The sequence below is a fragment of the Roseomonas sp. SRI_022 genome (genome assembly GCF_057586215.1).
In genome coordinates this window covers 1-22,400 of record NZ_JBYCZL010000020.1, presented here as the reverse complement: position 1 = coordinate 22,400, position 22,400 = coordinate 1, and the positions used below count along the sequence as shown (strand labels likewise).

The 22,400-nt window shown below is 69.9% G+C and carries 24 protein-coding genes; 7 read left to right on the top strand and 17 right to left on the bottom strand.

Annotated features, from left to right (window positions below; all coding sequences use genetic code 11):
- Nucleotide 1 precedes the first annotated feature (1 nt).
- Nucleotides 2–886, bottom strand: a complete 885-nt coding sequence (locus tag AC2YHJ_RS18830; protein ID WP_487397632.1) for a TauD/TfdA dioxygenase family protein — start codon at nucleotides 884–886, stop codon at nucleotides 2–4.
- 83 nt (nucleotides 887–969) lie between these two features.
- Here AC2YHJ_RS18830 and AC2YHJ_RS18825 point away from each other — a divergent pair, with 83 nt between their 5' ends.
- The gene (locus AC2YHJ_RS18825; RefSeq protein WP_487397631.1) at nucleotides 970–1,551 is read left to right on the top strand and encodes a GFA family protein; all 582 of its coding nucleotides are present in this window, start codon (nucleotides 970–972) and stop codon (nucleotides 1,549–1,551) included.
- Between the two features lie 36 nt (nucleotides 1,552–1,587).
- On the opposite strand, the gene ahpD is transcribed toward AC2YHJ_RS18825, so the two are convergent.
- From ahpD to rpsF, 12 genes are all read right to left on the bottom strand, one after another.
- Nucleotides 1,588–2,124: an alkylhydroperoxidase, AhpD family gene (ahpD, locus tag AC2YHJ_RS18820; RefSeq protein ID WP_487397630.1), complete on the bottom strand. Its 537-nt coding sequence runs from the start codon at nucleotides 2,122–2,124 to the stop codon at nucleotides 1,588–1,590.
- A 139-nt stretch (nucleotides 2,125–2,263) separates the two neighbouring features.
- Nucleotides 2,264–2,839, bottom strand: coding sequence for a peroxiredoxin (locus AC2YHJ_RS18815; RefSeq protein WP_487397629.1), 576 nt, complete (start codon nucleotides 2,837–2,839; stop codon nucleotides 2,264–2,266).
- Between the two features lie 160 nt (nucleotides 2,840–2,999).
- Nucleotides 3,000–3,776 (bottom strand): ABC transporter ATP-binding protein, encoded by a 777-nt coding sequence (locus AC2YHJ_RS18810; protein ID WP_487397628.1) that lies wholly within the window; start codon nucleotides 3,774–3,776, stop codon nucleotides 3,000–3,002.
- Nucleotides 3,773–4,558 carry an MlaE family ABC transporter permease gene (locus tag AC2YHJ_RS18805; RefSeq protein WP_487397627.1) on the bottom strand — a complete coding sequence of 262 codons (786 nt, stop codon included), beginning with the start codon at nucleotides 4,556–4,558 and terminating at the stop codon, nucleotides 3,773–3,775. Before AC2YHJ_RS18805 ends, AC2YHJ_RS18810 begins: the two co-directional genes overlap by 4 nt.
- Before the next feature lie 4 nt (nucleotides 4,559–4,562).
- Nucleotides 4,563–5,645 (bottom strand): alanine racemase, encoded by a 1,083-nt coding sequence (alr, locus tag AC2YHJ_RS18800; RefSeq protein WP_487397626.1) that lies wholly within the window; start codon nucleotides 5,643–5,645, stop codon nucleotides 4,563–4,565.
- A complete protein-coding gene (locus AC2YHJ_RS18795) occupies nucleotides 5,642–6,106 on the bottom strand; it encodes an N-acetyltransferase family protein (RefSeq protein WP_487397625.1) in 465 nt (154 codons plus the stop codon). Before AC2YHJ_RS18795 ends, alr begins: the two co-directional genes overlap by 4 nt.
- The gene (locus tag AC2YHJ_RS18790; protein ID WP_487397624.1) at nucleotides 6,099–7,607 is read right to left on the bottom strand and encodes a replicative DNA helicase; all 1,509 of its coding nucleotides are present in this window, start codon (nucleotides 7,605–7,607) and stop codon (nucleotides 6,099–6,101) included. Before AC2YHJ_RS18790 ends, AC2YHJ_RS18795 begins: the two co-directional genes overlap by 8 nt.
- A gap of 95 nt (nucleotides 7,608–7,702) precedes the next feature.
- Entirely contained in the window at nucleotides 7,703–8,932 is a 1,230-nt protein-coding gene (locus AC2YHJ_RS18785; protein ID WP_487397623.1) for a class I SAM-dependent methyltransferase, read from the bottom strand.
- Nucleotides 8,933–9,070: 138 nt separating this feature from the next.
- Nucleotides 9,071–9,637 (bottom strand): 50S ribosomal protein L9, encoded by a 567-nt coding sequence (gene rplI / locus AC2YHJ_RS18780; protein WP_487397622.1) that lies wholly within the window; start codon nucleotides 9,635–9,637, stop codon nucleotides 9,071–9,073.
- A complete protein-coding gene (locus tag AC2YHJ_RS18775; protein ID WP_487397621.1) occupies nucleotides 9,634–10,539 on the bottom strand; it encodes a hypothetical protein in 906 nt (301 codons plus the stop codon). The genes rplI and AC2YHJ_RS18775 overlap by 4 nt, the downstream gene beginning before the upstream one ends.
- Before the next feature lie 24 nt (nucleotides 10,540–10,563).
- The gene (gene rpsR, locus AC2YHJ_RS18770; RefSeq protein ID WP_198370384.1) at nucleotides 10,564–10,842 is read right to left on the bottom strand and encodes a 30S ribosomal protein S18; all 279 of its coding nucleotides are present in this window, start codon (nucleotides 10,840–10,842) and stop codon (nucleotides 10,564–10,566) included.
- 6 nt (nucleotides 10,843–10,848) lie between these two features.
- Nucleotides 10,849–11,322: a 30S ribosomal protein S6 gene (gene rpsF, locus AC2YHJ_RS18765; RefSeq protein ID WP_487397620.1), complete on the bottom strand. Its 474-nt coding sequence runs from the start codon at nucleotides 11,320–11,322 to the stop codon at nucleotides 10,849–10,851.
- A gap of 222 nt (nucleotides 11,323–11,544) precedes the next feature.
- On the opposite strand from rpsF, the gene AC2YHJ_RS18760 reads away from it, so the two are divergent.
- The 5 genes from AC2YHJ_RS18760 to AC2YHJ_RS18740 all read left to right on the top strand — a co-directional run bounded on the left by AC2YHJ_RS18760 (nucleotide 11,545) and on the right by AC2YHJ_RS18740 (nucleotide 16,353).
- Nucleotides 11,545–12,354 (top strand): class I SAM-dependent methyltransferase, encoded by an 810-nt coding sequence (locus tag AC2YHJ_RS18760; protein ID WP_487397619.1) that lies wholly within the window; start codon nucleotides 11,545–11,547, stop codon nucleotides 12,352–12,354.
- Between the two features lie 102 nt (nucleotides 12,355–12,456).
- Entirely contained in the window at nucleotides 12,457–13,416 is a 960-nt protein-coding gene (gene fabD, locus AC2YHJ_RS18755; protein WP_487397618.1) for an ACP S-malonyltransferase, read from the top strand.
- Nucleotides 13,417–13,429: 13 nt separating this feature from the next.
- On the top strand, nucleotides 13,430–14,170 hold the full coding sequence (fabG, locus tag AC2YHJ_RS18750) for a 3-oxoacyl-[acyl-carrier-protein] reductase (RefSeq protein WP_487397617.1): 741 nt from the start codon (nucleotides 13,430–13,432) through the stop codon (nucleotides 14,168–14,170).
- A gap of 97 nt (nucleotides 14,171–14,267) precedes the next feature.
- Nucleotides 14,268–15,320, top strand: coding sequence for an alpha/beta fold hydrolase (locus tag AC2YHJ_RS18745; RefSeq protein ID WP_487397616.1), 1,053 nt, complete (start codon nucleotides 14,268–14,270; stop codon nucleotides 15,318–15,320).
- A 58-nt stretch (nucleotides 15,321–15,378) separates the two neighbouring features.
- Nucleotides 15,379–16,353: an alpha/beta hydrolase gene (locus tag AC2YHJ_RS18740; protein ID WP_487397615.1), complete on the top strand. Its 975-nt coding sequence runs from the start codon at nucleotides 15,379–15,381 to the stop codon at nucleotides 16,351–16,353.
- A gap of 7 nt (nucleotides 16,354–16,360) precedes the next feature.
- On the opposite strand, the gene AC2YHJ_RS18735 is transcribed toward AC2YHJ_RS18740, so the two are convergent.
- The 4 genes from AC2YHJ_RS18735 to cysQ all read right to left on the bottom strand — a co-directional run bounded on the left by AC2YHJ_RS18735 (nucleotide 16,361) and on the right by cysQ (nucleotide 20,717).
- Nucleotides 16,361–17,935, bottom strand: coding sequence for a hypothetical protein (locus AC2YHJ_RS18735; protein WP_487397614.1), 1,575 nt, complete (start codon nucleotides 17,933–17,935; stop codon nucleotides 16,361–16,363).
- On the bottom strand, nucleotides 17,932–18,612 hold the full coding sequence (locus AC2YHJ_RS18730) for a cysteine hydrolase family protein (protein WP_487397613.1): 681 nt from the start codon (nucleotides 18,610–18,612) through the stop codon (nucleotides 17,932–17,934). The genes AC2YHJ_RS18735 and AC2YHJ_RS18730 overlap by 4 nt, the downstream gene beginning before the upstream one ends.
- Nucleotides 18,613–18,978: 366 nt before the next feature.
- A complete protein-coding gene (locus AC2YHJ_RS18725) occupies nucleotides 18,979–19,950 on the bottom strand; it encodes an L-threonylcarbamoyladenylate synthase (protein WP_487397612.1) in 972 nt (323 codons plus the stop codon).
- A complete protein-coding gene (cysQ, locus tag AC2YHJ_RS18720) occupies nucleotides 19,947–20,717 on the bottom strand; it encodes a 3'(2'),5'-bisphosphate nucleotidase CysQ (RefSeq protein ID WP_487397611.1) in 771 nt (256 codons plus the stop codon). Before cysQ ends, AC2YHJ_RS18725 begins: the two co-directional genes overlap by 4 nt.
- Before the next feature lie 135 nt (nucleotides 20,718–20,852).
- On the opposite strand from cysQ, the gene AC2YHJ_RS18715 reads away from it, so the two are divergent.
- Nucleotides 20,853–22,328: a leucyl aminopeptidase gene (locus AC2YHJ_RS18715; protein WP_487397610.1), complete on the top strand. Its 1,476-nt coding sequence runs from the start codon at nucleotides 20,853–20,855 to the stop codon at nucleotides 22,326–22,328.
- The last annotated feature ends 72 nt before the right edge of the window (nucleotides 22,329–22,400 follow it).

Here is a 22,400-nt window from a genome sequence, read left to right as displayed (position 1 = left end):
GTCACGCCGCCTGCTGTTCCAGCGTGGGTGCCACGTCCTGCAGCGTCACGCGGCGCATGTCGCGCGGATAGGTCGTGTCCTCGAAGGGCCGGGCGCGGTGCATGGTGCAGCGATTGTCCCAGATCACCAGGTCGTGCTGCCGCCAGCGATGGCGATAGACGAATTCGCGCTGCGTCGCGTGCTCCGCGAGGTCGCGGATCATCGACATGCCCTCGGGCACCGGCATGCCCTCGATGCGGCCGATATGGGCCGAGAGATAGAGCGAGACGCGCCCCGAACCCGGATGCCGCCGCACGAGGCGCTGCTGCACCGGTGCGAAGGCCTTCTTCTCCTCCTCGGTATAGGCGTCGAAGCCGAGCTGGGCGCGGGAATAGATCAGCGAATGCCAGGTGGTGAGCGTCCGCAGCTTCGCCTTGTCCCTGTCGGGCAGCGCATCCCAGGCAGCGCGCATGTCGGCAAATTCGGTCTCCCCGCCCTCGGGCGGGATCACCCGCGCATGCAGCATGGAATAGAGCGCTGGCGTGGCCTTGAACGATGAATCGCTGTGCCACAGCCGGTTGCCGAGGCTGAACATCCGCCGCCGGTCATCCGCCTTCAGCAGCGAGCCATCGGTGTCGAGGTTGGAGATGTCGTTCATCTCCTTGTGCTTCAGCCGGTGCTTGTCGGCATCGACCGTCGCGCGGGTGCCTTCCAGCGTGCCGAGGCTGCGGCCGAAATCCATCTGCTGGTCGTCGTCCAGCGCCTGCCCGGGGAAGACGAGGACGGCGTACTGGTCCATGGCGCGATGCACCTCGGCCGCCTGGTCGGGGGTGAGCGGCTGGCGGAGGTCGAAGCCGGTCGCCTCGGCGACGAACAGCGGGTGCAGCGGCTTCAGCGACAAGGGCATCGACAGTTCCTCCAACCGGCCCGGTCCCGGCGGGCCGGGCTTATCTGCCTGAAAGCGTCGCGCCGGTGGGGGAGGGGGTCAAGATGTGTGGCGCCGCCCGTGTCCGTTGCGCGACACTCCCCGCCGCCGGCGGCAAACACGATGGCGGGAGGCGGATCATGGAAGGCGGATGCATCTGCGGGCATGTGCGCTATCGCGTCGAGGGGACGCCCCTCATCGTCCAGGCCTGCCACTGCAGCTGGTGCCAGCGGGAAACGGGGTCTGCACATGCGCTCAACGCGCTGTACACGGCGGACCAGGTAAGCCTGACCGCCGGCCAGCCCGAGACGATCAACACCCCATCCGCCAGCGGCCGGGGCCAGTTGATCGCGCGCTGCCCGGAATGCCATGTCGCGGTCTGGAGCAATTATCCGCAGGCCGGCCCCGCGGTGCGTTTCGTGCGGGTGGGAACGATGGACACGCCAGGGGCCTGCCCGCCGGACGTGCACATCTACACCTCGACCAAGTTGCCCTGGGTGGTGCTGCCGGAGGGTGCGAAGGCGGCGGCGGAATTCTACGACGTCGCCGAGGTGTGGCCGGCGGAAAGCCGCGAGCGGGTGCGCGCGATGCGCAAGCGGCTGAAGGAGCAGGCGGCCGTGCCGGATCCGGCCGATCCCGGCAGTTGATGAAGGGCGGCCACCAGGGCCGCCATCCATTGCGCGTCAGGCGGCGGAGGCCAGCGCGTCCTCGGCATCCAGCACGCCGGCCACCGCATGCACCACGGCTGCGATGCGCACGGCGGCCTGCACGGCTTCCTTCGACAGGCCACCATGGAGCACGACCTTCTCGTGCGCTTCCATGCACATGCCGCAGCCATTGATGGCGGAGACGGCGAGCGACCAGAGCTCGAAGTCCACCTTCTCGACGCCCGGCTTCGCCATGACGTTCATGCGCAGCTTCGCCGGCAGGTTCGGGTAGTCGCCGCCGACCAGATGCGTGAAGCGGTAGTAGACGTTGTTCATGCCCATGATCGCGGCGGCCGCCTTGGCGGCGGCGAGGGCCTCCGCACTCAGCTTCGGGGCGAATTCGCCGAGGATGGCGCGTGTGACCTCGGCATTGCGGGCGGCGAGCGCGCTGGCGATGAAGGTGCCGGCGAGCTGCTGCTGGGTCAGCACCGGCTCGGTGGCGAGCGAGCCGAGGTTCAGCTTCAGGTCCTTGGCGTGTTCGGGCAGGCGGGCGCGCAGGGATTCGAGGGACATGTTCACCTCCGGGAGCAACACGTCCTGCGAGGCGTCACGCCTCGCAGGACCGGGGGGTCTACGGGGGGGCTGCATGCCCCCCGTTCCGCCATGCAGGTAGGGTTGGTGTGGCGGCTACCTGCGTGGCGGATCGCGGCCGTCAGGCCGCCTTGTCGAAGAGCTTCTGCGCGTCGAGCACGTCCGTGCCCTTTTCCCAATTGCAGGGGCAGAGCTCGTCGGTCTGCAGCGCATCGAGCACGCGCAGCACTTCCTGCGGGTTGCGCCCGACATTCAGCCCGTTCACCGAGGCCCACTGGATGGTGCCGTCCGGATCGACGATGAAGGTCGCGCGCAGCGGCACGCCGGCGTCCTTGTCGAGGATGCCGAGGCCGTTCGACAGCTCGCGCTTGATGTCGGCGAGCATCGGGATCGGCAGGTCGCGGATGTCGTCGTTGTGGACGCGCCAGTTCAGGTGGACGAACTCGCTGTCGGTGGACACGCCATAGACCACCGCGTCGCGGTCGGAGAATTCACCGGCGAGCTTGCCGAAGGCGGCGATCTCGGTCGGGCAGACGAAGGTGAAGTCCTTCGGCCAGAAGAACACGATCTTCCACTTGCCGGCATCGGAGGCGGAGGTGATTTCGGTGAAGGACACGCCGGGGCCGCCGAGGCCCTCCTTGCCACCCTTCACTGCGGTGAGCGCGAATGCGGGGAACTTGTCGCCAACGGTCAGCATGATGGTCAGGCTCCTCGAGTCAGTCGGGCCGGTGGCCCGTTGTGCAGTGCACTAGGTGCGGTGCAGCAATGCGGGTGCCCGGGGATTCTGTCCAATGGATTTCTTCGGGAAATTCGATCGACCAGATCGATTTGATCGGTTCGATCCCGCGGGTTGGGCTCTACCGCCGCAACTCCATCTGGATCGGGCCTTCCCGATCCCCGCGCGCGAACTGGTCGACCATCGCGTTGCCGGTATCCCCCAGCACTTCCGCCGCCCCGGTCCAGACGATCCTGCCCTTGTGCAGCATCGCCGCGTCGTCGCCGATGCGCCGCGCACTCGCCATGTCGTGGGTGATCGAAACCGCTGTCGCACCCAGCCGCTTCACCACATCGACGATCAGCCCGTCGATCACCGCGCCCATGATCGGGTCGAGCCCCGTGGTCGGCTCATCGAAGAAGATGATGTCCGGCTGCGCGGCGATAGCGCGCGCGAGGCCGACGCGCTTCTGCATCCCGCCCGACAGTTCCGATGGCGACAGGTCGCCCACCGAAGCAGCCAGGCCGACCTGCGCCAGCACCTCCGCCGCCTTGTCGCGCGCCTTGGCTCGGGTGATGCGCTTCTGCGCCAGCAGCTTGAAGCAGACATTCTCCCAGACGGGCAGGCTGTCGAACAACGCACCGTTCTGGAACAGCATGCCGATGCGGTCGTTGAGTTCCTCGCGTTCCCGTCGCGGCATCGCAAGGATGTCGCGCCCGTCCACCTCGATGGTCCCGGCATCGGGTGCGATCAGCCCGAGGATGCACTTGATCGTGACCGACTTGCCCGAGCCGGACCCGCCCAGGATCACCATCCCGTGCCCGGCCCGGATGTCGAGGTCCACGCCGTCGAGAACGCGCTTCTCGCCAAACGCCTTGGACAGGCCGCGCAGGCGGATCTTCGGGATCGGCCCGGTCATCGCGCGAAGAACATCTCGGTCAGGATGTAGTCGAAGGCGAGGATCAGGATGGACGACGCCACCACCGCCGTCGTCGTCGCCGCACCCACGCCTTGCGCGCCGCCGCGGCTGTTGTAGCCGCACCAGCAGCCCATCAGCGTGATGATGAAGCCGAACACCGCCGCCTTCACCAGGCCCGAGACGACGTCCATCACCTGCAGGAAGTCCATCGTGGCCTTGAGGTAGCCCGCGGAATTGAAGCCGAGCTTCGTCGTCCCGATGAGCCAGCCGCCCATCACGCCCAGGATGTCCGCCACCAGCACCAGAAAGGGCAGGGCCAGCACCCCCGCCAGTAGCCGCGGCGCCACCAGGTACTTCATCGGATTGGTGGACAGCGTGGTCAGCGCATCGATCTGGTCGGTCACGCGCATGGTGCCGATCTCGGCGGCGAAGGACGCACCGATGCGCCCGGCCACCATCAGCGATGCGATGACCGGCCCCAATTCGCGCGTGATCGACAGCACCACGACATTGGCGACCGCGCCCTCGGCGTTGAAGCGCGCGAAGCCGGTATAGGATTGCAGCGCCAGCACCATGCCCGTGAACAGCGCCGTCAGCGACACCACCGGCAGGGAGAAATAGGCGATCTCGACCAGATGCTTGAGGAACAGCCGCGAATAGAAGGGCGGGCGCAGCAGGTGCGACAGCCCCTCCAGCGCGAAGAGCGCGAGCGTGCCCACCGTGCGGCAAGCATCCAGCACGACGCGGCCGATCGCAGCGACAGGGTTCAGCACCAGGTCCAACGGATCAGCCCCGCAGATACTCGCGCGCATAGCGCGGGCCGAGGCCGGTCAGGATCTCGTAGCCGATGGTGCCCGCGCGCGCGCCGACCTCATCCGGGCTGCACCCGTCGCCGCCGATCAGCGTCAGCCGGTCGCCGGGCGCGATCTCAGGCAGGTCGGTCACGTCGAAGGTCGTCAGGTCCATGGACACTCGCGCCACGAGGGGAACGGACCGGCCGCGGAACTCGGCCACGGCGCGGCCCGACAGACCTCTCAGGTAGCCATCCGCATAGCCTGCGGCAACCGTCGCGATCCGGGTCGGTCGTGGCGCCGTCCAGGTGGCGCCATACCCGACCGGGGTGCCGGCCGGAACCTCCCGGACCTGCAGGACCGGCACGTCGAGCCGCACGACGCCGCGCATCGGGTTCGGTTGCCCTGGCGTCGGGTTGATGCCGTAGAGCGCGCAACCCGGCCGCGCGAGGTCCGATGCGAAGTCCGGCCCGAGGAACATCCCCGAGGAATTGGCGAAGGACCGGCGCATCGCCGGCAGCCCGGCGCTGGCCGTCGCGAAGCGGGCCGCCTGCGCCGCATTCATGGGATGGCTGGGTTCATCCGCGCAGGCGAGATGCGTCATCACATAAAGGAGTTCGAGCCCCGCCAGCATCCCGTGATCCGCCGCGACACGCGCCAGTTCACTCGTATCCAGCCCGAGCCGCGCCATCCCCGTATCGACATGCAGGATGGCCCGCCGCGCCCCCCCGGCCGCGCGCCCCGCCGCCGCATGGGCCATGACGTCGCCGAGCGAATTCAGCACCGGCGTCAGCGCGGCATCGCCATCCGCCCCGGGCGCGAAGCCGCCCAGCACGCCGATCATCGGCCCCGGGCCGATCGCCGCGCGCAGCGCCATGCCTTCCCCCAGCAGGGCGACGAAGAAATGCCGGCAGCCCGCCGCGCGCAGCGCGCGCCCAACCTCGGCCGCGCCGAGGCCATAGGCATCCGCCTTCACCACCCCTGCCACCGCCCCCGGCGCCCCGCGCGCGGCGAGGTCCCGCCAATTCGCCACGATCGCGGGAAGGTCGATGGTCAGCGTCGCGGCGGCAGCACTCATCCGAGGTCCTTGCGATACAGCAGGAAGCCGCCATGCGCGGCGACCTTGTCATAGAGCCGCCGCGCCGTCGCGTTGGTCTCATGCGTGTGCCAGTAGACGCGTTCCGCCCCGGCCGCATGCGCGCGGTCGTACAGCGCGGCGATCAGCGCGCGCCCCACGCCGCGCCCGCGCAGATCGGGGGCGGCGAACAGATCCTGCAGGTAGCAGGTGCTGCCGGCGAGACTGGTGTTGCGGTGGAAGATCAGGTGCGCGAGGCCGACGAGGCGGCCTTCCGCCTCCGCCACCAGGCATTCCATCGGCTCCAGCGCGTCGAAGAAGCGGCTCCATGTCAGCCGCGTGATCGCTTCGGTCGGCGCCGTCGGGCCCTGCCGCCCATAGAAGGCGTTGTAGCCGAGCCAGAGCGGCAGCCAGGCCTCGTAGTCGTCCGGCCGCGCGTGGCGGACCGTCAGGCCGTCAGCCATGGTCGTCCTCGTGATGGGTGTCGAGGTCGCCGAAGCGGGTGAACTCGGCCTCGAAGAACAGCTTGATGGTGCCGGTCGGGCCGTGGCGCTGCTTGGCGATGATCAGCTCCGCCTTGTTGTGCGCCATCTCCATGTCCTTCTGCCACTTGTCCACCGCCTCGTGGAACTTCTCCGGGTTGTCGAAGGTCAGTTCCTTGGGCGCGCGCTGGGCGAGGTAGTAGTCGTCGCGATAGACGAACATGACGGAGTCCGCGTCCTGTTCGATCGAACCTGATTCACGCAGGTCGGACAGCTGCGGCCGCTTGTCCTCGCGCGATTCCACCTGGCGCGAGAGCTGCGACAGCGCGATCACCGGCACCGCCAGTTCCTTCGCGATCGCCTTCAGCCCCTGGGTGATCATCGAGATTTCCAGCACGCGGTTCTCCGGCCGCGTGCCCGCCGCGGGACGCATGAGCTGGAGGTAGTCCACGACCACGAGATCCAGCCCCTTGGTGCGCTTCAGCCGCCGGCAGCGCGTGCGCAGCGCGGAAATGGTGATGGCCGGCGTGTCGTCGATCCACAGCGGCAGGGCCGAGATCTCGCGGCTGACCTCGACGAAGCGGTCGAAGTCGCGCTGGCCGATCTCGCCACGGCGGATGCGGTCGCCGGAGATGCGCGCTTCCTCCGACAGCAGACGCGTCGCGAGCTGGTCCGCGCTCATTTCCAGGGAGAAGATCGCGCAGCCGCCCTTGGGCACGGCGTTGGGGTCCTTCTCCCGCGCCTCCCGCAGGATGGATTTCGCCGCGCCGAAGGCGATCTTGGTGGCGAGCGCCGTCTTGCCCATGCCCGGCCGCCCGGCGACGATCATCAAATCCGACGGATGCAGCCCGCCCATCTTGGCGTCGAGGTCGCGCAGCCCGGTCGGCAGGCCCGACACGCCACCCGGCGTGCTGAACGCCTTCTCGGCATGCTGGACCGCGACGGTCAGCGCGCGCTCGAAGGACACGAAGCCGCCATCGCCGGCGCCGCCTTCCTTGGCGAGGTCGAACAGCGCCTGCTCGGCGGCTTCCAGCTGGCCGCGGGCGTCGAGTTCCGCCTCCGCGCCGAAGGCGCGGTTCACCACCACCTCGCCGAGGTCGATCAACTGCCGGCGCAGATAGGCGTCATAGACGACCTTGCCGTATTCGCCGGCATTGATGATGCCGACCATGGCCGAGAGAAGCTGCGCCAGATAGGCGGGCCCGCCGACCTCATCGAGCAGGCCGGAATGTTCGAATTCCGCGCGCAGCGTCACGACATCGGCGAGCTGCCCGGCTTCCACCCGCCGCTGGATGCCCTGGTAGATGCGGCCATGGATCGGATCGGCGAAATGCTCGGCGGCGAGGAATTCCGAAACCCGCTCATAGGCCTTGTTGTTCGCCAGCAGAGCGCCGAGCAGCGCCTGTTCGGCCGCGAGGTTGGACGGCGGCAGGCGCTGCGATAGTCCAAGCAGCCCGCCTGCACCGGGGTCGATGTCATTCATCGACGCAGTCTAGACCCTTGCGCAGAGTCGCGCGCCTGTGGATCACGGGGATGACGGGGATGACTGCCCGGCGTTGCCGGCGTGTCGCCGCCGTGTCACGCCGACTGACGCGATCGTGCGACGGCCTGTCGTTCCGCCTCGAACATGTAGTCGCGCGTCAGGGGCAGCGCGTCCTGCCGGCGGGTCAGTTGGATCTGCCAGATCATGTGGCCCCAGTGGCGGAAGATCAGTTCCACCCCGGCCAGATAGAACTCGAACATGCGGCAGAAGCGTTCGTCGTAGAGCGAGGCGATGGCATCGCGATTGCCCGCGAAGCGGGCGCGCCAATGGGCGATCGTCTGCGCGTAGTGCAGGCGCAGCACCTCGATGTCGGTGGCCCAGAGGCCGGAGGTCTCGATCGCCGGCAGCACCTCCGACAAGGCGGGGCAATAGGCTCCGGGGAAGATGTACTTCTTGATCCAGGGGTTGGTGGCACCCGGCCCGTCGGCGCGGCCGATGGCGTGGATCAGCGCCACGCCGTCGTCCTTCAGCGCGGACTGCACCAAGCGGAAGAAGCCACGATAATGGGTGAGGCCGACATGTTCGAACATGCCGACCGACACGATCCGATCCACCGGCCGGGTCCAGGCGCGATAGTCCAGCAGCTCGAAGCGGACGCGATCGGCGACGCCGGCTTCCGCCGCGCGCTGGCGCGCCACGTCGAGCTGTTCGGTCGATAGCGTGATGCCGGTGACGCGCGCGCCGAATTCCTGCGCCAGCGTGATCGCCATGCCGCCCCAACCGCAGCCGATGTCGAGCACTTCGAGCCCCGGCCGGTCCAGCATCAGCTTGGCCGCGATGTGGCGCTTCTTGGCGATTTGCGCTTCGTCCAGCGTCTCCTGCCCCGTCGCGAAATAGGCGCAGGAATACTGGCGGTCGCGATCGAGAAAGAGGGAATAGAGCCGCCCGTTGAGGTCGTAGTGATGCGCGACGTTGCGCCGGGCGCGCGGGGCGGGGTTGATCTGCGCGAGATGCCGTGTCGTGCGGCGCAGGATCTCGCGCGCGCGTTCGAAGGGATGGGTCCCGCCGGTGGCGATATTGGCGGTCAGGAATTCGAGCACGTCGTAGATCGAGCAGCCGACCGGCTCGATCTCCCCGTCCATGTAGCCTTCGCCGAGTGCGAGGCCCGGGTTGAAGGTCATGCGCCGGAGCGCGCGCGGCGTCGTGATCCGTAGCCCGACCTCAGGGCCGGGGGTGCCTTCGTAGCGACGCAGGCTTCCGTCGGGATATTCGACGGTGAGTACGCCGCGCCGGACCAGGCGCGTCATCGCAAGGTGGAACAGCATGCGTGCTCCTCCGTGGTGCGGAAGGCAGCATCGCAGACGGTACAGGTCCAAGGAAAGTCATTTATACCGCAGTGCAGCAAAGACCGCCGGCGGCACAGGCGGCGCGGAGGCGATCTGCCCCCGCGCCGGGCTGTCGTATCAGGCGCCCTCGGCCTGGCCGGCGGCCAGTTCGGCCGCGAGCTCGGCCTCGAGGCTCGCCGCCTCGGCCTCGGCCTCGGCTTCCACGCGCTCGCCGCGGGCCTGCTTCTCGGCTTCCTCGACCGAGCGTGCGATGTTCACCGCCACCGGGATCGAGACTTCCGGGTGCAGCGCGACCTGCACGGTCGCGATGCCGACCGACTTGATCGCGTGGGGCAGGTTCACCTGGTCGCGGCCGGTGGTCAGGCCGGCGGCGGTGCAAGCCTCGGCGATGTCGCGGGTGGAGACGGAGCCGTACAGCGCCCCGCTCTCGCCCGCCTGGCGGATGATGGTCACCGACAGGCCGGCGACGCGCTCGGCGACGCGCTCGGCTTCCTCGCGGCGCTTGATGTTCTGCGCTTCCAGCTGGGCGCGCTCGCGCTCGAACCGCGCGAGGTTGTCCTTGTTCGCGCGGATCGCCTTGCCGGACGGCAGCAGGAAGTTGCGTGCGTAGCCGGGGCGCACCTTCACCAGCTCGCCCATCTGGCCGAGCTTGTCGACGCGCTGCATCAGGATGAGTTCGATCATGTTGTGCCTCCGGGCGGGCTCGTGCGCCGCCCCCATTGCTCGTAGAAACCGAAGGCCGTCACCGCGACTGCGGCCGGCACGCTGAGGATGACAAGCCCGGCATAGAAGACGCCGAGCATGAAGTTGCGACCGGGACGGCCGGCCGAGCGGCGATGCACCGCGGCGATGCCCTGCAGGAATACCGGCAGCAGCAGCACCAGCAGCACGGACAGGGCGACGACGTCGCCTTCCCCGCCGAAGGCGAGCCAGCCCGCGGCACCGATGCCGGTCAGCGGCGGATACCAGCCGGGCAGCCGGACCGCGCTCCAGTGCGGCGTCGGCGCCAGGGCAAGGCCGGTCCGTGCCAGGGCGGACTGGGCTGCCGCCCCGTTGACCGACAGCGACACCGCCGACCAGAAGCCGATCGCCGCCGCCATCACCTGCACCAGTTCCGAGACCGGGAACTGCGCGCCGGATGTCCCCATGCGCTGCAGCCCATGGACCACCGCGGTGCGGATCGCGCCTTCAAGCCCGCCGGGCACGCCCGAGAAGGCGAAGCCGGCCAGCAGGATGACGATCGCCGGCCAGATGCCGAGCACCGCGAGCGGCGTCCCGATCTCGAGCCGACCCCGGCGGAAGCCGAGGATGACCATCAGCAGCGCCGGCACCGCGAAGCCCACGAGGAACACCGCCATCGGCAGCATCCCCGCCACCGCGACGTGGATCACGGCAGCGATCCCCGCCGCCCAGGCCATCGCACCCGGGCCGAAGCCCAGGCCGCTGGCGAAGAGCGGCAGCGGCGTCAGCCAGAAGGCGGCGAAGCCGAGCGGCAGCCCGCGCATGGCCCATAGCGAGAGGACGGCGGCCGTGAGGCCCGCCGCCGTTCCCGCCAGCCAGCGCGGATTGCTGAGCACGCTGCCCATGGCCGAATGCCCCGGTCCCCGTCCTCAGTCGTTGATGACGTAGGGCAGCAGCGCCAGGAAGCGGGCGCGCTTGATGGCCTGGGCCAGTTCGCGCTGCTTCTTGCCGGATACCGCCGTGATGCGGGACGGGACGATCTTGCCGCGCTCGCTCAGGAAGCGGGACAGCAGGCGGACGTCCTTGTAGTCGATCTTCGGCGCCTGCGGCCCGGAGAAGGGGCAGGACTTCTTGCGCCGATAGAACGGACGACGGGCGCCAACGGCCGGGCGACGGCCAGCGGGGGTCAGGTCGGTGGATTCGGACATGCTGGCTTACTCCTCGATCCCGCCGGGACCGTCCATTTCGTCACGCGGGCGGGCGCGGAACTCCTCGCGGTCGTCGCCACGCTCACGGCCACGGCCGGAACCGAAGCGGCCGGCCGGGCGGGGGCCGCGGAAGCCGCGGTCGCGCTCGCGGTCGTCGCCACGCTTCGCCAGGACGGCGGAGGGCGCCTCGTCGATCGCCTCGACGCGGATCATCAGGGACCGCAGCACGTCCTCGTTCAGGCCGAGCTGACGCTCGACTTCCGGCAGCGCGGTGCCGGGGGCGTCGATGCCGAGGAGCATGTAGTGCCCCTTGCGGTTCTTCTTGATCTTGTAGGCGAGGCCGCGCAGGCCCCAATACTCGCGCTTCTTCACCTCGCCACCGCCTTCGGTGATGAGGGTCGCCACCTGCTCGGCGATCGCCTCGACCTGCTGCTGGGTGACGTCGTTGCGCGCGATGAACACGCATTCGTAGAGCGGCATGTGCTCTCCCTATGGCTGTCTCAGCCCTGGCCCCGGAATGGGGCGCGCAAACGGGCATAGCCGGGCGCTTGCCTCGCGCCCGGCAGGGGAGCGGGGCGTAAAGCACGGGCGGGGTGGGGAAGCAAGGGCGGAATGGGCGTTTGCCGGGTGGCCGGCGGAATTGTTGCGAAATCGTTGCCACCGACGTGCCACCATGGTGCCACCGCTGCTCGGAGGACGTCCATGGCCGCTTCCTCGACCTTCAACGCCACCGACGGCGATGCCTATGAACAGCAGATGGGTCGCTGGAGCCGGCGGCTCGCCGAGCCCTTCCTCGACTTCGCCGGGCCGGCCGGGACCGGTCATGTGCTCGACCTCGGCTGCGGCACGGGCAGCCTGACGCTGGCCCTGGCGGCCCGCGCGTCCGAGTGCCGCATCACCGGCATCGATTTCTCCGCGGCCTATGTGGATTACGCGCGGCGTCGCGCCGCGGGGCCGCGCATCGATTTCCAGGTGGGGGATGCCTGCGCCATTCCGGCCCCGGCAGGCAGCTTCGACAGCGTGCTGTCCTTGCTGATGCTGCACTTCGTGCCGCGCGCGCCGGAGGCGGTGGCGGAAATGCGCCGCGTCGCCCGCCCCGGCGCCGTGGTGGCCGCCGCGGTGTGGGATGCCCGGGGTGGCGTCGTCGCGCAGCGGATGTTCTTCGACACCGCGGCAGCGATCGACCCCCAGGCCGATCAGTTGCGTGCGCAGAACTGCGTCAGGCCCATGACGCGCCCCGGTGAACTCGCCGCCGCCTGGCGGACCGCCGGCTTCACCGGGATTCGCGAGGCCGCCCTGACCATCCCCATGGACTATGCGGATTTCGATGATTTCTGGGGGCCTTACCTGGGCAGCCAGGGGCCGGGCGCGGCCTATGTCGGCGAGCTCGACCCCGAAATGAGGGGCCGGCTGCGGGATCATCTCCGCCGGGCCTATCTGGATGGCGAGCCGGACGGCCCCCGGTCCTACGCCGCGACAGCCTGGGCGGTGCGCGGCGTGGCGCCGGGATAGGGCCGCCATCGGGCGGGACGGCTGCGAAGCGGTTGACAAGCGCCGCCTCGCACCGCATCCCGCGCGGCCTGATCGCCTGTAACAACACGGAACCGCGCGCACATGGCAACCGCCTTCGTCTTCCCCGGCCAGGGCAGCCAGGCCGTCGGCATGGGTCGTGACCTCGCCGAGGCCTTCCCCGCCGCTCGCCACGTCTTCCAGGAAGTGGACGACGCGCTCAACCAGAAGCTCAGCAAGCTCATGTGGGAAGGCCCGCAGGAGGAACTGACGCTGACCGCCAACACCCAGCCCGCGCTGATGGCCCATTCGCTGGCCGTGGTCCGCGCGCTCGAGGCCGAGGGCGGCTTCCGCCTTTCCGAGCGCGTCGCGCTGGTCGCCGGCCATTCGCTCGGCGAGTACTCCGCGCTGACGGCGGCCGGCGCCTTCGACATCGCGACTGCCGCGCGCCTGCTGCGCCTGCGCGGGGAAGCGATGCAGAAGGCGACACCGCCGGGCACCGGCGCGATGGCCGCACTGCTCGGCGCCGAGATCGACCTCGCGCATTCCATCTGCGCCAAGGCCGCGACCAACCCGGAGACCGGCAAACCCGAGGTGGTCGAGGCCGCCAACGACAATGGCGGCGGCCAGGTCGTCATCTCCGGCGCCAAGGCGGCGGTCGAGCGCGCCATCGAGATCGCCAAGGCCGAAGGCGTGAAGCGCGCCATGCTGCTGCCGGTCTCCGCACCGTTCCATTGCGCGCTGATGGCTCCTGCGGCGGATGCCATGGCCGAGGCGCTGGCGAAAGCTGACCTGCGCGCCCCGGTGGTGCCGGTGGTGGCGAATGTCACCGCCGCCAAGGCGACCGACCCGGTCGAGATCCGCGACCTGCTGGTGAAGCAGGTGACCGGCACCGTGCGCTGGCGCGAATGCGTCGCCGCCATGGCCGCCATGGGCTGCGACCGCTTCGTGGAAGTGGGCGCGGGCAAGGTGCTGACCGGCCTGATGAAGCGCAACGCGCCCGAGGCCACCGCACTTGCCATCGGCGCGCCCGCCGATGTCGAAGCCTTCCTGAAGTCGCTCTGAGGAGACGCAGCGCATGTTCGACCTGACCGGCAAGACGGCGCTCGTCACGGGTGCCACGGGCGGCATCGGCGAGGCCATCGCGACCGCGCTGCACAAGCAGGGCGCGACCGTCTGCATCACCGGCCGGCGCGAGGCGGAACTCGCCCGCGTCGCCGAAGCCCTGGGCGGTGCGCGCGTCATCGTCGCCCCCGCTGACCTGACCGACCCGGCGGCCCCCGCCGCGCTGGTCGAAAAGATCGAGGCGGAGGCGGGCGGCCTCGACATCGTCGTGAACAACGCAGGCTTCACCCGTGACATGCTCGCGCTGCGCATGGGCGATGCCGACTGGAACGCCGTGCTGGAAGTGGACCTGACCGCGCCGTTCCGCCTGGCGCGTGCCGCGCTGCGCGGGATGATGAAGAAGCGGACCGGGCGGATCATCTCGATCGCGTCGATCGTCGGCGTCACCGGCAATGCTGGGCAGGCGAACTACTCGGCCGCCAAGGCCGGGCTGATCGGCATGTCGAAGTCGCTCGCGCAGGAAGTCGCGACGCGCGGCGTGACGGTGAACGTCGTCGCCCCGGGCTTCGTGAAGACGGCGATGACGGATGTGCTGGGCGAAGCGCAGAAGACCGCGCTGCTGTCGCGCATCCCGACCCAGCGCATGGGCACGCCGGAGGACATCGCGGCCGCCGTGGTGTTCCTGTCCAGCACCGAGGCCGGCTGGATCACCGGCCAGACCATCCATGTGAATGGCGGGATGGCGATGATCTGAGCCTGGGCGCCGCCGCGCCCGCCGAAGGCGGTGGTGGCGGCCCGACCTGGCTCTCGGCTAGCCTCCCGGGAAAGAGATACCCAGGAGGACAACGCCCATGCGCCTGTTCCGCCGCGCGGCGCTGCTGCTGCCGCTTCTCGTCGCCATCCCGGCCCTGGCACAGACCACCACCGCGCCGGAACCGCGCGAGGCCACCTGGACCGCGACCGGCTTCCGCTTCCACACCGGCCAGGTGATGGATGTGCGGCTCGGCTACATCACGATCGGCAATCCCGCGAACCCCGCAGTGCTGATCCTGCACGGCACCTATGGCACGGCGCGGGGCATGCTCTCGCCGGCCTTCGGTGGGCAACTGTTCGGGCCGGGCCAACCGCTCGATGCTGCGCGCTACTTCATCATCATCACCGATGCGCTCGGCACCGGGAATTCCTCCAAACCCTCGGACGGCATGCGCGCTGCCTTCCCGCGATACAACTACGACGACATGGTCACCGCGCAGCATCGGCTGGTAACGGAAGGCCTCGGCATCCGCAGACTGCGGCTGATCCTCGGCAATTCCATGGGCGGGATGATGGCCTGGAACTGGGCCACCAACTTCCCCGACATGATGGATGCGATCGTGCCCATGGCGTCCCAGCCCACCGCCATGGCATCGCGCAATTGGATGATGCGGCGCCTGATGATCGAGACGGTGCGTCGCGACCCCGCCTACATGGACGGCAACTACACGACGCAGCCGCCATCCCTGCGCATCGCCAACGTCATGTACGGCACCGGCACCAATGGCGGCGCGCTGAACCTGCAGCGCAGCGCGCCGACGCGCGAGGCGGCGGACCGCATCGTGGACCAGCGCCTCGCCGCGCCGCCACCCGCCGACGCGAACGACTTCATCTGGCAATGGGATTCGAGCCGCGACTACGACCCGGAACCAAAGCTCGATCGCATCCGCACGCGCGTGCTCGCCATCAACTCCGCCGACGACGAGCGCAACCCGCCCGAGACCGGTATCACCGAACGCGCCGTCGCGCGCATCCCGAATGCCCGCCTGCTGCTGATCCCGGCGAGCGCGGAGACGCTCGGCCACGGCACCACGGGTAATGCGCGTTTCTGGCGGGAGGATCTCGCGCGCTTCCTGCAGACGCTGCCGTAAGGTCCTTCAACGACCCGCACTTCGGCGTGTAGCCTGCGGGCTCTGCCGGAGACGCCGCATGAATCGACCGCCGACCGCCCTGCCGATCACCCTTGCTGCCTGGGGTTCCCTCCATCTCGGCGGGCGGGAGGTGACGCTGTCCGGCCAGCCGGTGCGCGACGTGCTGTTCACCCCCGGCAGCGCGATGATCCGCCACGATCCCAACGGCACCTATCTGGTTGGCGGGATGTACGCCCAGTTCATGCGGCCCGAGCCCGGCCGCGGCGCGGTGCCGCTGATGCTGTGGCATGGCGGCGGGCTGACCGGCGCCTGCTGGGAAACCACGCCCGATGGCCGCGAGGGCTGGCAACATTTCTTCCTGCGTCGCGGCTGGGAGGTCTTCGTCACCGACGCCGTCGAGCGCGGCCGCTCAGGGTGGATGCGCATCCCGGAGGAGACGGGCGGCACCGCCGTCACGCTTACGATGGAGAACCCCTGGGAACGCTTCCGCATCGGGCCGGGCACGCCGCAGGACGGGCGCGTCTTTCCGGGCCAGCAATTCCCCGCCGACATCGCATCCTGGCGCAACTTCATCCGCCAATGCGTGCCGCGCTTCACCACCACCGACGAGCTCACCATCGCGGCCTACGGTGCACTGCTGGATCGCGCCGGCCCTTCCGTCGTCGTCGCGCACAGCCAGGGCGGCTTCTTCGCCTGGCGTGCGGCGCAGGAATGGCCGGAGAAGGTGCGCGCGCTGGTGCTGGTGGAACCGGCCTCGATCGGCCTGGCGGAGAAGGTCGCCGCGTTGCGCGGCATTCCCGTGCTGATGATCTTCGGCGACTACATCGAAGGCGATGCGCGCTGGCCCGAGATCCGCGCCAAGGGCATCGCCTTCGCCCAAGCCGTGCGCGCAGCCGGTGGCAGCGTCGACGTGGTGGACCTCCCCGAACGCGGCATCACCGGCAACAGCCACATGATCCAGATGGACCGCAACAGCGACGTGGTGGCGTCGCTGGTGCAGGATTGGCTGGCGGCCAGGGGGTTGTGGCGATAGGCGGCGCCTACTCCGCCGCCACCGGTTCCACCTTTGCCATCGTGCCCCCCGCCAGCACCGGCCAGCGCGCGCAGGCAAAGAGGAACCCCGCCATCATCGCATAGGCCAGCGCGACCCCCGGCGTGACCGCGAAGCCCACCGCCGGGCCGTGCATGAAGCCGAAGAAGGTCAGCACCGCACCGGCCGCCGAGAAGGACGCGGCGTTGATCCAGTCCTTCTCGATCACGAAGACGGCGATGGCCGCGAGGACCAGGCCCGACAGGATCGCGCCTTCGCCCAGCACTTCCAGCCCCGGATACAGCACGCCGAGGGTCGCGAGCTTGTCCATGCCCACCGCATGCGCGTTGGTCCCTGCCGCCCCCAGCGCCCCGTCGATCAACGTCTTCGCCCAGGCCGCGAGATGCGGCACGAGGCCCAGCACCACCGCCGGCGCGTGCGATTTCGGCGTCTCCTGGAAGGCCTGCGCGCCGATCAGCATGCCGATGTAGAGCAGGATGGGCGAGATCGCGACGACCGGGATCAGGTCGAGCAGCAGCGACACCACGCCGAGCCAGGTCACCACCAGCACCGCAAGCCCGGTCGCGGCGGAATACCCGATGCGCCCGCCCATCGCCTTCCAGCCGGGGTGGCCGATATAGACCGCGTTGATGAAGGGATTGCCCATCAGGCAGCCGATCAGGCTGACCACGCCATCGGCCGTCAGCACGCGCGTCGTCGGGAACTCGTCGCCCGCGGCCTCCGCGCTCTCGACGTTGTCCATCGCCTCGACCAGGTCGTAGATGCCGAAGGGGATGGCGGTCACCAGGATGATGCCGAGGAACTCGAAGCCGCCGAAGACGTGTCCGACCGCCGGCATGGGCACCGAGAAGCCGATATTCGCGAGGCCCGAGAACAACGCGTCGATGCTGCGCCCGCCGGTGCCGAGCCCGAACAGCGCCGCGAGCCAGCCCACCGCCATGCCGAAGGCGATCGCGACGAGGCCCGCCGGCGTGCCACGCGGATAGCGCAGCCCCCCGAACCACGACGCCAGCACGATCGCGAAGCATGCGAGGCCGATCGCCGGCGTCATGAACATCTCGAGCGCCGGGCGCATCGAGATGAAAGTGATAGACACGCCGGCGAGCGTGCCGAGCAGCGCCGCACGCGGCGTGATGCGCCGGATGTAGGGGGCGACGAAGCCACCCGCCATCAGGATGAAGGACTGGATGAAGACCCAGGTGAGCCCGGCTTCCCAGCCCTTGATCGGATCGCCGGTGCGCTGCGCGATCGGCAGCATGATGACCAGCACGACGACGAACATGTGCGGCACCGAGATGCCCGAGGGCAGGGCGCAGACATCGTTGCGCCCCGTGCGCGCCGCCAGCCGGTAGGCGAGGAAGGCGTAGTACCAGGTGGACAGCGCCATCATCAGCCCGGCAGCGGGCAGGATCCGGCCGAACACGATCTCGGGCGGGATGTTCAGCACGAAGCGCAGCAGCCCGGTCAGCACCAGCAGGTTGACCAGGATGTTGGTGCCGAAGCCGAACAACGCGTTCCAGTCGCCCGGCGTCCAGAGCGCCGGCCGTGCGGTCGTCGTCGTCATGCCCTGTCTCCCTGCAAGGCGGCCAGTAGCCGCGTGGTGTCGGAAACCCAGCCGAAGATCCCGCCCTGTGCGCTGACCATGGCGAGCGCCGCGGCATGGAATTCGGGGAAGTAGGAGGCGCAGGCATCGGCCAGCACGGCGCAGCGGAAGCCGCGGTCATTGGCTTCGCGCACGGTGGTGTGGACGCAGACCTCGGTGGTCACGCCCGCGACCAGCAGCGCCTCGATGCCGCGATGGCGCAGCATGGGTTCGAGCTCGGTGGCGTAGAAGGCGCCCTTGCCGGGCTTGTCGATCACCGGCTCGCCATCGAGGGGCGCGAGCGCCGCGACGATCTCATGCCCCGGTTCGCCACGAACGAGGATGCGGCCCATCGGCCCGGGATCGCCGATGCGCTTCGACGGCGCGCCGCGCGCCACCTTGGCCGGGGGCGCGTCCGACAGGTCCGGGCGGTGGCCCTCCCGCGTATGGATCACCAGCATCCCCGCTGCGCGCGCGGCGTCGAGTGCTGCGCGGCACGGGCCGATGGCGGCGGCGAGCAGGGACACGTCGTTGCCGAGCGTCTCTCCGAAGCCGCCCGGCTCCAGGAAGTCGCGCTGCATGTCGATGACGATCAGCGCGGTCCGCGCGGGGTCGCACTCGAAATCCGAGGGCTCGGCAGGGATGGCGATCGGCAGCATGCGGCGCGCGCCTTCGCGGTGGTGTGCGCCGCACCATGCAATCCGCGTGCAAACTGTATACTTGGCTGTATGCAAGGGCCGCGGCGTGGTGCGCTGCATCAACGGCGGGCAATTCGCCGCGGGACTGCCGATTTCCCTGGCGGTGCCGGGGCCGCGCTGTTATAGGAAAATAATCACGATCGTCATGCGCCCATGCCGCAGCGGCCGCTCGCGCCATTGCGATGCGTGGATCGCCGCGTCACATCTGGCGCGGTCGCGGCCCGCGATCATGCAAAAGGACGCGATGCACCGTGGGAAGGCGGTTCGGCGCGCGGCACGCAGATAAAGGCTTAAAAGCCTAAAATGCTAAAGTGATAAAAATGCCACTCAGCGCGGCGCGGCGGCGCGTTGCAGCCGGTCGTTGATTGCCGCCCCGAGCCCCGCCATCGGCACCGGCATCACCGCGATCCGCCGCAGGCCGAGCCGCGCGCCTTCCGCGTCCAGCCAGCGCAGTCCGGCGAAGAGCCGTGTGGCGGCCTCCTGCGGATCGCTGGCCTCGGACATCTGCCACACCGCGCCAGCGCCGGGGATCGGTGGGCCGAAGGCGAGCAGCGCCTCATCCGCCGCGACGGAGGTCGCGCCCAGCCGCACGGGCAGGGTGGGCGCGTAGTGCGACAGCATCATCCCCGGCGACCGCAGGGTGCGGGACGCCTCGGCGGCCGAAAGCGGGATGGGGCGTGACACAGGGCCGATCACCGCCTCGATCGCCTCGACCGGCACGCCGCCATGGCGCAGCAGCGCGGCCCCGCCGGTCGCGAGGTCGAGCACGCTGCTCTCGACCCCCACATCGCAGGGTCCCCCATCCAGCACCGCGGCGATACGCCCCGACAGCCCGTCCAGCACATGGTCCGGCGTGGTCGGGCTCACCTGGCCCGACCGGTTCGCGGATGGCCCGGCCACCGGCACCGCCGCCGCCCGCAGCAGGGCGAGCGCCAAAGGATGCCCCGGCACGCGCACCGCCAGCGTATCCAGACCGGCGCCGGCCAGCAGGTCGATGCCGCAGGCCGGCCGGCGCGGCAGTACCAGGGTCAGCGGGCCGGGCCAGAAGGCCGCCGCCAGCGCACGAGAGCGGGGGTCGGGCAGCACCTCGGCGAAGGCGGCCTCGGCATCGGGGAAATGGCAGATCAGCGGATTGAAATGCGGCCGGCCCTTGGCCGTGAAGACGGCGGCGACGGCGCGCGCGTTCCGCGCGTCGGCGCCGAGACCGTAGACCGTCTCGGTGGGGAAGGCGACGAGTTCCCCCGCCCGCAGCAGCGCGGCGGCGCGCTCGACCTCCCGCGCGGGCAGCCTTTCGGTCACGCCGGGCGCCCTTCGCAGACGAAGGGCGGATTGGCCCAGCCCTTCTTGCGGTACAGCAGCGGCCCGCCGCCATCGAACAGCCGCAGCGTCCCCCCGGCGGCCTCCAGCACCGCCTGGGGTGCGGCCGTGTCCCATTCCATGGTGCGGCCGAAGCGCGGGTAGAGATCGGCGCTGCCTTCCGCGACGCGGCAGAACTTCTCGGCCGAGCCGATGTTCACGATACGCGCGACCTGTCGCCCCTGCAGGAAGCGGTCCATGCGCGGGTCGTCCTGGTAGTGGTGGCTGCCCATGACGGTGACACCCTCGGCGGGTACGGCACGCACGGCGATCGGCCGCGTTCCTGCGGCGTCGCGCTTCCACGCCCCGGCGCCGACCCGGCCCCAGAACAATTCCCCGGTCGCCGGGATGGCAACGGCGCCGAGCACGGCGCGGCCATCCTCGACCAGGCCGACATTGACGGTGAAATTGTCGCGCCCGGCAGCGAACTCGCGGGTGCCATCCAGCGGATCGACCAGCCAGAACCGGTGGCCGGGATCGGCGGGGGCGGTGCCGGCCTCGATCTCCTCCTCGGCGATCACCGGGATGGACGGGGCGGCGGTGCGCAGGCCCTCGACGATCAGCGCCTCGGCGATGCGGTCGGCCTCGGTCACCGGGGATCGGTCGGATTTCCGCTCGATCGCGAAGCCGGCGGCGCGCACCGCGTTGATCGCGGCCGCCGCCTGGTCGGCCAGCCGGGCGGCGAGGGAGAGCAGGGCATCATCGTCCATGGCCCCGGGGTGTGCCGCCGCCGCGCGGCCGGGGCAAGTGGCGCCCCAGCGCCGCCGGGGCAAGCCCCGCACTTGGCCGCATCCCGCCACGCTGCGTAATGTGGCGGCCACAAATAGCGCCAGCACGGAGTCACCATGCCCGACATCGCCTTCGTGAAGCCTGCCCTGCCGCGTGCCGGCGCGCTGGTTCTGCCGCTGGCCGAGGAAGCGCCGCTCGCCGGCCTCGCCCAGCAGGCGGATGAGGCCACGGGCGGCGCGATCTCGCGCGGGCTGGAGGCGGCGAAGTTCAAGGGCCGCAAGGGGCAGACCGCGACCTTCTGGGCGCCGGGGGCGGGGCTGTCGAAGGTGGTCGCCATCGGCCTCGGCAAATCGGCGGACCTCGTCGCTTCGGGCGTCGAGGCGGCCGGCGGCTCCATCGCCGGGGCGATCGCGCAGGAACGTGAGGCGGTGGTCGCCGCCGATGCCCTGACGCCGTCGCTCGCCGCGGCGCTGGCCATGGGCGTCGCGCTGAAATCCTATCGCTTCGACCGCTACCGGACGAAGGAGAAGGAGGAGGACAAGCCGAAGATCGAGCGCGTCGCCATTGCCGTCGCCGATGCCGCCAAGTCCAAGGCCGCCTATGCGCCGATGCAGGCCGTCGCCGATGGCGTCTTCCTCACCCGCGACCTGGTCAGCGAACCGCCCAATGTGCTGACGCCGGCCGAATGCGCCGAACGCTGCAAGGCGCTGACCAAGCTCGGCGTCGAGGTCGAGATCCTCGGTCCGAAGGAGATGAAGAAGCTCGGCTTCGGCGCGCTGCTCGGCGTCGCGCAGGGCAGCGTGCAGGAACCGCGCATGGTGGTGATGCGGTGGAACGGCGCGCCGAAGGGCAAGAAGGCCGCCAAACCGCTCGCCTTCATCGGCAAGGGCGTGACCTTCGACACCGGCGGCATCTCCATCAAGCCGGCCGGCGGCATGGAGGATATGAAGTGGGACATGGCCGGCGCGGGCACCGTCATCGGGCTGATGGCCGCACTCGCGGGGCGCAAGGCGAAGGCCGACGTGGTCGGCCTCGTCGGCCTGGTCGAGAACATGCCCTCGGGCAACGCGCAGCGGCCGGGCGACGTGGTGACGACCGCGTCGGGCCAGACGGTCGAGGTGATCAACACCGACGCCGAGGGCCGGCTCGTGCTGGCCGACGTTATCCATTATTGCATCGAGACCTTCGACCCGCGCTTCATGGTCGATCTCGCGACGCTGACCGGGGCGATCATCATCGCGCTCGGCCACGAGCATGCCGGGCTGTTCAGCAACGACGACGCGCTCGCCTCCCGCATCGAGGCCGCCGGCCGCGCGGTGAACGAAGCCGCCTGGCGCATGCCGCTCGGCGATGCCTATGACAAGCAGATCAAGTCCGACATCGCCGACATGAAGAATGTCGGCGGGCGCCCCGGCGGGTCGATCACCGCCGCGCAGTTCATCCAGCGCTTCGTGCAGGGCCGGCCCTGGGCGCATCTCGACATCGCCGGCACGGCCTGGAGCAGCAAGGACATGCCGACTGCGCCGAAGGGAGCGACCGCCTACGGCGTGCGCCTGCTCGATCGCCTGGTCGCGGAGCATTACGAGGGCTGAGCGCCCGGCCATGATCGCCGTCGAGTTCCGCCGCGCCATCCCCGGCGCGGAACGCCTCCGCGCGCTGCCGCT

What these genes read in the sequence shown, in the direction of transcription:
- AC2YHJ_RS18715 (WP_487397610.1), top strand. Translation starts at nt 20,853, where the DNA reads ATGCCCGACATCGCCTTCGTGAAGCCTGCCCTGCCGCGTGCCGGCGCG.
- AC2YHJ_RS18760 (WP_487397619.1), top strand. Translation starts at nt 11,545, where the DNA reads ATGGCCGCTTCCTCGACCTTCAACGCCACCGACGGCGATGCCTATGAA.
- AC2YHJ_RS18825 (WP_487397631.1), top strand. Translation starts at nt 970, where the DNA reads ATGTGTGGCGCCGCCCGTGTCCGTTGCGCGACACTCCCCGCCGCCGGC.
- AC2YHJ_RS18730 (WP_487397613.1), bottom strand. Translation starts at nt 18,612, where the DNA reads ATGCTGCCGATCGCCATCCCTGCCGAGCCCTCGGATTTCGAGTGCGAC.
- rpsR (WP_198370384.1), bottom strand. Translation starts at nt 10,842, where the DNA reads ATGTCCGAATCCACCGACCTGACCCCCGCTGGCCGTCGCCCGGCCGTT.
- AC2YHJ_RS18775 (WP_487397621.1), bottom strand. Translation starts at nt 10,539, where the DNA reads ATGGGCAGCGTGCTCAGCAATCCGCGCTGGCTGGCGGGAACGGCGGCG.
- ahpD (WP_487397630.1), bottom strand. Translation starts at nt 2,124, where the DNA reads ATGTCCCTCGAATCCCTGCGCGCCCGCCTGCCCGAACACGCCAAGGAC.
- AC2YHJ_RS18810 (WP_487397628.1), bottom strand. Translation starts at nt 3,776, where the DNA reads ATGACCGGGCCGATCCCGAAGATCCGCCTGCGCGGCCTGTCCAAGGCG.
- rplI (WP_487397622.1), bottom strand. Translation starts at nt 9,637, where the DNA reads ATGATCGAACTCATCCTGATGCAGCGCGTCGACAAGCTCGGCCAGATG.
- AC2YHJ_RS18745 (WP_487397616.1), top strand. Translation starts at nt 14,268, where the DNA reads ATGCGCCTGTTCCGCCGCGCGGCGCTGCTGCTGCCGCTTCTCGTCGCC.
- alr (WP_487397626.1), bottom strand. Translation starts at nt 5,645, where the DNA reads ATGAGTGCTGCCGCCGCGACGCTGACCATCGACCTTCCCGCGATCGTG.
- AC2YHJ_RS18815 (WP_487397629.1), bottom strand. Translation starts at nt 2,839, where the DNA reads ATGCTGACCGTTGGCGACAAGTTCCCCGCATTCGCGCTCACCGCAGTG.
- fabD (WP_487397618.1), top strand. Translation starts at nt 12,457, where the DNA reads ATGGCAACCGCCTTCGTCTTCCCCGGCCAGGGCAGCCAGGCCGTCGGC.
- AC2YHJ_RS18790 (WP_487397624.1), bottom strand. Translation starts at nt 7,607, where the DNA reads ATGAATGACATCGACCCCGGTGCAGGCGGGCTGCTTGGACTATCGCAG.
- AC2YHJ_RS18795 (WP_487397625.1), bottom strand. Translation starts at nt 6,106, where the DNA reads ATGGCTGACGGCCTGACGGTCCGCCACGCGCGGCCGGACGACTACGAG.
- AC2YHJ_RS18740 (WP_487397615.1), top strand. Translation starts at nt 15,379, where the DNA reads ATGAATCGACCGCCGACCGCCCTGCCGATCACCCTTGCTGCCTGGGGT.
- AC2YHJ_RS18830 (WP_487397632.1), bottom strand. Translation starts at nt 886, where the DNA reads ATGCCCTTGTCGCTGAAGCCGCTGCACCCGCTGTTCGTCGCCGAGGCG.
- rpsF (WP_487397620.1), bottom strand. Translation starts at nt 11,322, where the DNA reads ATGCCGCTCTACGAATGCGTGTTCATCGCGCGCAACGACGTCACCCAG.
- AC2YHJ_RS18785 (WP_487397623.1), bottom strand. Translation starts at nt 8,932, where the DNA reads ATGCTGTTCCACCTTGCGATGACGCGCCTGGTCCGGCGCGGCGTACTC.
- cysQ (WP_487397611.1), bottom strand. Translation starts at nt 20,717, where the DNA reads ATGGACGATGATGCCCTGCTCTCCCTCGCCGCCCGGCTGGCCGACCAG.
- fabG (WP_487397617.1), top strand. Translation starts at nt 13,430, where the DNA reads ATGTTCGACCTGACCGGCAAGACGGCGCTCGTCACGGGTGCCACGGGC.
- AC2YHJ_RS18735 (WP_487397614.1), bottom strand. Translation starts at nt 17,935, where the DNA reads ATGACGACGACGACCGCACGGCCGGCGCTCTGGACGCCGGGCGACTGG.